Source organism: Rhizobium sp. FKY42 (genome assembly GCF_005222835.1).
Taxonomy (GTDB): Bacteria; Pseudomonadota; Alphaproteobacteria; order Rhizobiales; family Rhizobiaceae; genus Neorhizobium.
The window spans coordinates 1-1,032 of record NZ_STGA01000067.1 but is presented as its reverse complement, the minus strand read 5'-3'; the positions used below and the strand labels follow the sequence as shown (position 1 = coordinate 1,032).

Here is a 1,032-nt window from a genome sequence, read left to right as displayed (position 1 = left end):
CGTTCTGGCTGCCGCCGCTCAGGTCGGTAATGACACGGTCATCACGCATGATGCAGGAAACACGATCACGCTGAAGAACGTGGTCTTGGCAAACCTGCATCAGGACGACGTCCGATTCATCGCTTAAGGTCTGAATATTGGTGAATTCCTCGAATAATGAAGCGCGGCGGCCTCTGGTCGCCGCTGCCTTTCAGCAAACCCGAAAAGCATTTATGACTGTCGCGGCGCTCAGCGCCGTGACGAATATTCTTATGCTGACCGGACCTCTGTTCATGATGCAGGTATATGACCGGGTGCTGGCAAGCCGGAGTGTTCCGACACTTGTCGCTCTCTCGGGGCTGGCGATCGGGCTTTACGTGTTCCTCGGCGTACTGGAACTGATACGCTCGCGCATCCTGACGCGCATCGGCCAGCGTATAGAAGAAAAGCTGGGCGGACCGACATTTGATGCGGTGATGCTCCTTCCACTTCGTATGTCGAAGAAAGAGGCAATCTCTCAGCCGGTCCGTGATCTCGAACAGGTCCGGCAGTTCATGAGCGGCCCAGGACCCGTGGCTATTTGCGACATGCCCTGGCTGCCGCTCTATCTGGCGATCCTGTTTCTGTTCCATGCCTATCTCGGTTGGCTGGCGGTCGCCGGCGCGCTCATTCTCGTTGCCTTGACCTTGAGCAGCGAAGCGATCCTGCGCCGTCCTATGGAGGATCTAGCAAAGCTTTCGGGTGCTAGGTCAGAATTCTTGGAAGCGGGTCGCCGAAACGCGGAAGCCCTGCACGCCATGGGAATGCGGCGCTCCTATGCGACCCGATGGCAGGAGACCAACGCGCATTATCTGGAAGAGCAGCGTCAGACCAACGATGCGACCAGCAGCTTTTCGGTGGCGTCGAAGATATTCAGGCTCGCTCTCCAGTCGGCCGTCCTGGCGCTGGGAGCGTGGCTTGCTATCAAACAGCTGGCATCGCCTGGTGCGATGATCGCAGCATCTATCCTGACCTCGCGAGCATTGGCACCGATTGAACAGGCCATCGGTCAAT

Annotated in this window: 1 protein-coding gene; it reads left to right on the top strand. The window is 57.8% G+C overall.

The window, feature by feature from the left end; translation table 11 throughout:
* Positions 1–236: 236 nt before the first annotated feature.
* Positions 237–1,032: ABC transporter transmembrane domain-containing protein (locus E8M78_RS21305; RefSeq protein WP_246658425.1), on the top strand; the 796-nt coding region annotated here is incomplete at its 3' end.